The 5750-nt window shown below is 41.5% G+C and carries 6 protein-coding genes and 1 pseudogene; 6 read left to right on the top strand and 1 reads right to left on the bottom strand.

Annotation, left to right across the window (positions count from 1 at the left end; all coding sequences use genetic code 11):
• Together ACEW8U_RS19560 and ACEW8U_RS19555 are read left to right on the top strand one after the other, a co-directional pair.
• Positions 1-309 (top strand): annotated as a pseudogene (locus ACEW8U_RS19560) (tryptophan 2,3-dioxygenase); the annotation flags it as partial.
• 465 nt (positions 310-774) lie between these two features.
• Positions 775-2352 carry an FAD-dependent protein gene (locus tag ACEW8U_RS19555; protein ID WP_373523746.1) on the top strand — a complete coding sequence of 526 codons (1578 nt, stop codon included), beginning with the start codon at positions 775-777 and terminating at the stop codon, positions 2350-2352.
• Between the two features lie 586 nt (positions 2353-2938).
• On the opposite strand, the gene ACEW8U_RS19550 is transcribed toward ACEW8U_RS19555, so the two are convergent.
• Positions 2939-3253, bottom strand: a complete 315-nt coding sequence (locus tag ACEW8U_RS19550; RefSeq protein ID WP_373523745.1) for a HesB/IscA family protein — start codon at positions 3251-3253, stop codon at positions 2939-2941.
• 69 nt (positions 3254-3322) lie between these two features.
• Here ACEW8U_RS19550 and ACEW8U_RS19545 point away from each other — a divergent pair, with 69 nt between their 5' ends.
• The 4 genes from ACEW8U_RS19545 to dtd are packed head-to-tail and all read left to right on the top strand — an operon-like array spanning position 3323 to position 5484.
• Positions 3323-3844: a hypothetical protein gene (locus tag ACEW8U_RS19545; protein WP_373523744.1), complete on the top strand. Its 522-nt coding sequence runs from the start codon at positions 3323-3325 to the stop codon at positions 3842-3844.
• Between the two features lie 7 nt (positions 3845-3851).
• Entirely contained in the window at positions 3852-4274 is a 423-nt protein-coding gene (locus tag ACEW8U_RS19540) for a YkvA family protein (RefSeq protein ID WP_373523743.1), read from the top strand.
• Positions 4275-4312: 38 nt separating this feature from the next.
• Positions 4313-5029, top strand: a complete 717-nt coding sequence (locus tag ACEW8U_RS19535) for an NAD-dependent epimerase/dehydratase family protein (RefSeq protein ID WP_373523742.1) — start codon at positions 4313-4315, stop codon at positions 5027-5029.
• A 2-nt stretch (positions 5030-5031) separates the two neighbouring features.
• A complete protein-coding gene (gene dtd, locus ACEW8U_RS19530) occupies positions 5032-5484 on the top strand; it encodes a D-aminoacyl-tRNA deacylase (protein ID WP_373523741.1) in 453 nt (150 codons plus the stop codon).
• Positions 5485-5750 lie beyond the last annotated feature (266 nt).

Below are 5750 nucleotides of genomic sequence, written 5' to 3'. Positions count from 1 at the left end.
AATTACAGATCGAATAACATTTGGCAGAAATACCTTTCCTGCACGGAAAAAGACGATGAACTGACCAAGTTGATGAAGGATTTTGACCTTAAAGCCAATGTATTCTGGCCATTAGCCCATTACAAATCAGCCGTCCGCTATCTCCAAAGAGACCCGGTTGACATAGCAGCCACCGGAGGTACGAATTGGCAAAAGTACCTACCACCCCGTTTTCAAAAAGTCATCTTTTATCCTGAATTATGGACTGAAAAAGAAAGAGATGATTGGGGGAAAGGTTGGGTGGTGAGGGAAGTGTTTGGGGAGGATTGATGGGAGTACAAAGTACAATGAACCAAGTACCAAGAAGGGAGAAGCGAGAAGCGGGAGGCGAGATGCGAGAACCAGAAGCTAAGAAAAAAGAGATTGGATAAGATGATCTTCGTTCAATTGTGTCAATGGCCTCTCCTTTGTCATTTCGAACGTAGAGAGAAATCTGTTCCCGACTTGGGAAAAAGACTTCTCTCCCGTACTGTTGTCGGGATCGAAGTGACAAGGATATGTTTTTTACTCCTCTTCCACCAAGTTTTTGGTTCAATTGTGTCAATGGCCTTTCCTTGTCATTTCGGTCCCGATGGCTACAGGGAAAGAAATCTTGATTCTTGGCTTCCCGATGCTCGGGACAGGCATTGGTTCTTGTTTCCAATCTCTCGACTCTCGCTTCTCGCTTCTAACATCTTATGTCTCATCCGCCACGGCGGACAAGCGTCTCAATTTTAAGGATAAAAACCTTACACGATGAAAAAAGAAATACAATTACAATTAACTCCCCAGGAAGCGTTTGATGAGGAGATTTTTCAGGAAGTGGCATTGAAGAGATTAGGGTTGAAGCCCCATGACCCAGATGCTGTTGCAAGACAGGTAAAAAGGTCTATTGATGCCCGTGGAAGGCAGATCAAAGTCAATGTGACTGCAGAAGTTTTTATCAAAGAACCACCAACTCCTTTTATTACTTCTCCAAAAGTTTATCAAAATGTCAGCAATGCTGATCCTATTATTATTGTTGGCGCAGGTCCTGCGGGAATGTTTGCGGCGTTGAGGGCCATTGAATTGGGCATAAAGCCCATTGTGATTGAAAGGGGGAAAGATGTGCGGGCCAGGAGGCGTGACATTGCAGCGATCAATAAGGAACATATCGTCAATCCTGAATCCAATTATTGCTTTGGTGAAGGTGGGGCGGGGACTTATTCGGATGGTAAATTATACACTCGATCCAAAAAACGTGGAGATATCCGCCGAATCATGGAAATATTGGTTTCCCATGGGGCAACAGAAGAAAGATTGGTTGACGCCCATCCCCACATCGGCACCAATAAACTCCCAAAATTAGTAGCAGAGCTTAGGGAAAGTATTCTTCAGGCGGGGGGAGAAGTGCTTTTTGAAACCAAAGTGACTGACCTGATTTTAGAGTCCAATGAAATCAAAGGAGTTATTACGCATGATGGGGAAAAGATATTAGGCCTTGGAGTAATTCTGGCTACAGGACATTCGGCAAGGGATATTTTTCATTTGTTGCACAAAAAAAAGATTCTGATTGAAGCCAAACCCTTTGCCTTGGGTGTAAGGATTGAGCATGCCCAATCCTTGATTGACAGGATACAATACAATTGTGAGGTGGATAGGGGGCCTTATTTGCCCGCTTCTTCTTATTCATTGGTTCATCAGACCATGTATCAGGGAAAACAGCGAGGTGTATTTTCTTTTTGCATGTGCCCGGGAGGCTTTATTGTACCAGCAGCTACTTCACCAGGGGAAATTGTAGTGAATGGTATGAGCCCAAGCAGGAGGGACAGCAAATTTGCCAATTCAGGAATGGTGGTGGCAGTTGAGTTGGAAGATCTCCCTCAATATCAGAAGTATGGGCCCTTGGCAGCCATGATGTTTCAGGATGAAGTGGAACAAAGGGCTTGGAAAGCAGGTGGGGAGACCCAGACGGCACCTGCCCAAAGAATGGTGGACTTCACCCAAGGAAAAACAAGCAAAAGTCTAATTGAAACCTCCTATCAGCCTGGTTTATTGTCTGTAGATATGCATGAAGTTTTACCTGAATTTATTGCCCAAAGATTGAAACAGGGATTAACTGCTTTTGGACAAAAGATGAAAGGTTATCTCACCAATGAAGCCCAAATCATCGGAGTCGAAAGCAGAACTTCCTCTCCCGTAAGGATTCCAAGAGATAAAGAGACTTTCGAACATCCTATCATTAAAGGCCTATTTCCTTGCGCTGAGGGTGCAGGTTATGCAGGTGGAATTGTTTCAGCGGCCATGGATGGGGAAAGGTGTGCAGAGAAGTTGATAGAGAAGGTGAGGGGTTGAAGGTTGTTGGGCATTTATGGTTTTGAATGTGGTTTTGGGTCAATTTTGTTATTTGGCTCTCCTTATCATTTCGAGTACCCAACATTCTGAAAATGTTCAAAATAGGTAATGACATCAGGTTTCTCGTCATCCCGAGTCCCCAATATTTTTAAAATGTTCAGAAAAGGAATTACATTTTGTTGATCGTCATCCTGAATCCGAGGTACGAGGTGAAGGATCTCCAAGCCTTAGGGTAGAGACTCCCCGAAAGCATCGGGGCAGGCTTTCCTACGTCAGAGTGACGGCTCCGATTTACGTCATTGGTAGGTACGAAGAATCTCCAGCGGTCCTATTTATGTTTTATAATACATTTCCTGATCCTCGTGAGATGCTTCTCCCGATAGCCCCGATAGCTATCGGGGGGATCAGGGTGACGGGTCGCTCCGAATTATGTCATTGGTAGGTACGAAGAATCTCCTGAGGTCCTATTTATGTTTATTTTAATCATTTGCGGACCCTCGTGAGATGCTTCCTACGTCATGTCATTGCTGGGAGCATTTGAAAAACTTTGATAATTTGATTAGTCCTTCGTGAGAAGTTGCAATCTCTACCCATCATGCCTTTTGGGTAAGTCGGGGTTGACAAAGGTAAAGCCTCTGGTATCGGCCCCTTCGTAAAAATCCACCAGCATGCCCATCAGAAACATATAATGTTTTTTTTCGATCAATACAGGGATATTTTCAATGACAAAATGTTGGTCTCCTTCCTTGGGTTTGTCAAAGCCCAACAAATAGGACATTCCGCCACAGCCACCGCCTTTTACGCCCACCCTCAATGAATAATCTTTAGGGATATTTTTGGTAGCCATGATGATCTTGATTTCCTCTTGGGCTTTCTGCGTGATTTTTATGGGTATCAACATGCCTTTTTAATTCTATTTTTCGTTATGAAGTTCAAATTTCGGATATTCGAAGCAAATTAAAGACAGACTATGGAGTATATAGCCGATTTACTTAAGATTGTTTTACCTGCTGGATTGGTCATTTATGGTATGTACCTGACCATTATGTCTTTCCTTAAAAAAGAAAGAGAGAAAATGATTGTCGACCTCAAAACCCAAAATACGCAAACCGTCTTGCCAATTAGGCTACAGGCAGGGGAGAGGCTTTGCTTGTTATTGGAAAGAATTACTCCCAACAACTTGATCCGAAGGGTGAATAATCCCGAATATTCTGCCCGTGAACTATACAGTCAATTGCTATTGGAGATAAGGGAAGAGTTTAATCATAACCTTTCTCAACAGGTTTATTTCTCAGACGAAACCTGGGAAGGTGTGAGAAGGGCAATGGAGAGTGTAGTGACGATAGTGAATACCGCCATGCAGGATATGAATGAAAATGCAAGGGGCTTAGACCTTGCCAAAAGAATCTTTCAAATTACCCTTGAGCAAAAAAATGATGCCATTCAAATGGCGTTGAAAGAAGTCAAATCTGAAATCAGAATCTATTATTAATTAAGCCATGGCCTCATTAAGGGAAAAAACAGTGGATTTCTTTGGAAAAGCAAAAATCCTGTACCTGTCCAAAGCAGAAAAGATTGCAGGAGAGGATGGTAGACTCAAAAAACTTTTGTTGAAAGTCGGGGAGCGGTTGAATGCTGTTTCGCATAATCCTACCGTACAGGCAGCTTTAGAACCGATTATGGTCTTCAAAAGAATGGTTCAAGCACATCGAAATGGTATGTTTAAAGTTTCTGCCAAAACTTTAGGCCTGATTGTTTTGGGGTTGGTGTATTTTGTGATGCCCATGGATATCATACCTGATTTTCTACCTTTGATAGGATATGCAGATGATATATCGGTATTAATTGCAATTTTCAATTCTGTAAAACATGAAGTGGATGCCTTTTTGGATTGGGAAAAAACAAAAGGGGGACTGCAATAATTTTTTGGTTTGAATGATTTAACCTTTCTTTATCCCTTATGAAAAAAATAGCATTTCTTGCAGGTACCTCAGGATTGGTAGGTATGCAGCTGTTGCACCAACTGTTACAGGACACCTCATATGACAACATAATTTCTGTCGGACGTCGTAAACTGGCCTTGAAGCATCAGAAATTGGTACAAGTTGAAGGTGATTTCAAGAATATTCGAAATTGGAATCTTGAAGAAAAACTGAGGGAAGAAGACCTTGGTGGAGAAAATTTTACTTTGATCGATGCTATCAATTCCAAATCTGTAGAGATGCATGCTTTTTGTTCGTTGGGAACCACCATCAAGACTGCAGGTTCAAAGGATAAATTTTATGAAATAGACCATGATTACGTGATGAACTTTTCGAGATGGGTGAAGGAATTGGGAGTCAGCCGTTTTCTCTATGTCAGTGCAATGGGTGCAGATCCACAATCATCTGTATTTTACAACAAGGTCAAAGGAGAAGTGGAAGAAGATCTGAAGGTAATTCCTTTTGAATATTTGGGTCTTTTTGAACCATCTCTTTTGTTAGGAAACCGAAATGAGTTCAGGTTTGGTGAAGAAGTGGCCAAAATTGTCACCAAGCCCTTGATATGGCTGAAATTGGCAAAAAAATACAGACCGATCTATGACCATCAGGTAGCAAAAGCCATGATTGGTCATGCCAACAAAAGCAAATCAGTTAAAGCAGAGGTCATATCCTCCAAAGAAATGCAGAACTTTTAATTATGATTGCAGTCATTCAAAGAGTATCGGAGTCCTCTGTAAAAATAGACGGTATCATCTGCGGCCAAATAGGAGAAGGTTTGATGGTGCTATTGGGTATTGAAGAAGCAGATGGTACTGAGGATATCGCGTGGTTGAGCAAGAAAACCGTTAATCTTAGGATATTTCCTGATGAAAATGGCGTAATGAATAAAAGTCTTTTGGAAACTGATGGAGGTATATTATTGATTTCCCAGTTTACCCTCCATGCAAGTACAAAAAAAGGAAACAGGCCCTCCTACATCAAAGCCGCCAAACCCGAAATTGCCATCCCTCTATATGAACGTTTTATCAAAACCCTTGAATCAGAACTTGGAAAACCAATTCAAACCGGGGAATTCGGTGCAGATATGAAAGTCGCATTAGTTAACGACGGACCTGTTACGATCATAATTGATAGTAGGAATAGGGGGTAGGCTATAAGTTAAATTTTTAGTTGTTGGAATTGTTGTAAAAGTTGTTTACTGTGTATAGATTTCTTTAAAATCTTTTATCATATTGTGTAGTTTTTAGGGTTCTCCCAAAATCCCAATTTTATGAAATCTAAACATATACCCTCGACATTTCGCACTGTCCGATTTTTAATTTTTGTTTCATTTATATTTAGTTGCGATACGGATGACTCCACACCTACTTCCCCTCCGACTGGTACAGGTGTATTTTATCTTGCTGAAAACGGTAT

This window comes from Aquiflexum sp. (assembly GCF_041751335.1).
In the GTDB taxonomy this organism is placed as follows: Bacteria; Bacteroidota; Bacteroidia; order Cytophagales; family Cyclobacteriaceae; genus Aquiflexum.
Note: the sequence above shows the minus strand (reverse complement) of the source record. Positions and strands in the feature narration are given on the sequence as shown.

Coding starts and splice junctions, on each gene's coding strand:
- dtd (WP_373523741.1), top strand. CDS start 5,032: ATGATTGCAGTCATTCAAAGAGTATCGGAGTCCTCTGTAAAAATAGAC.
- ACEW8U_RS19540 (WP_373523743.1), top strand. CDS start 3,852: ATGGCCTCATTAAGGGAAAAAACAGTGGATTTCTTTGGAAAAGCAAAA.
- ACEW8U_RS19535 (WP_373523742.1), top strand. CDS start 4,313: ATGAAAAAAATAGCATTTCTTGCAGGTACCTCAGGATTGGTAGGTATG.
- ACEW8U_RS19555 (WP_373523746.1), top strand. CDS start 775: ATGAAAAAAGAAATACAATTACAATTAACTCCCCAGGAAGCGTTTGAT.
- ACEW8U_RS19550 (WP_373523745.1), bottom strand. CDS start 3,253: ATGTTGATACCCATAAAAATCACGCAGAAAGCCCAAGAGGAAATCAAG.
- ACEW8U_RS19545 (WP_373523744.1), top strand. CDS start 3,323: ATGGAGTATATAGCCGATTTACTTAAGATTGTTTTACCTGCTGGATTG.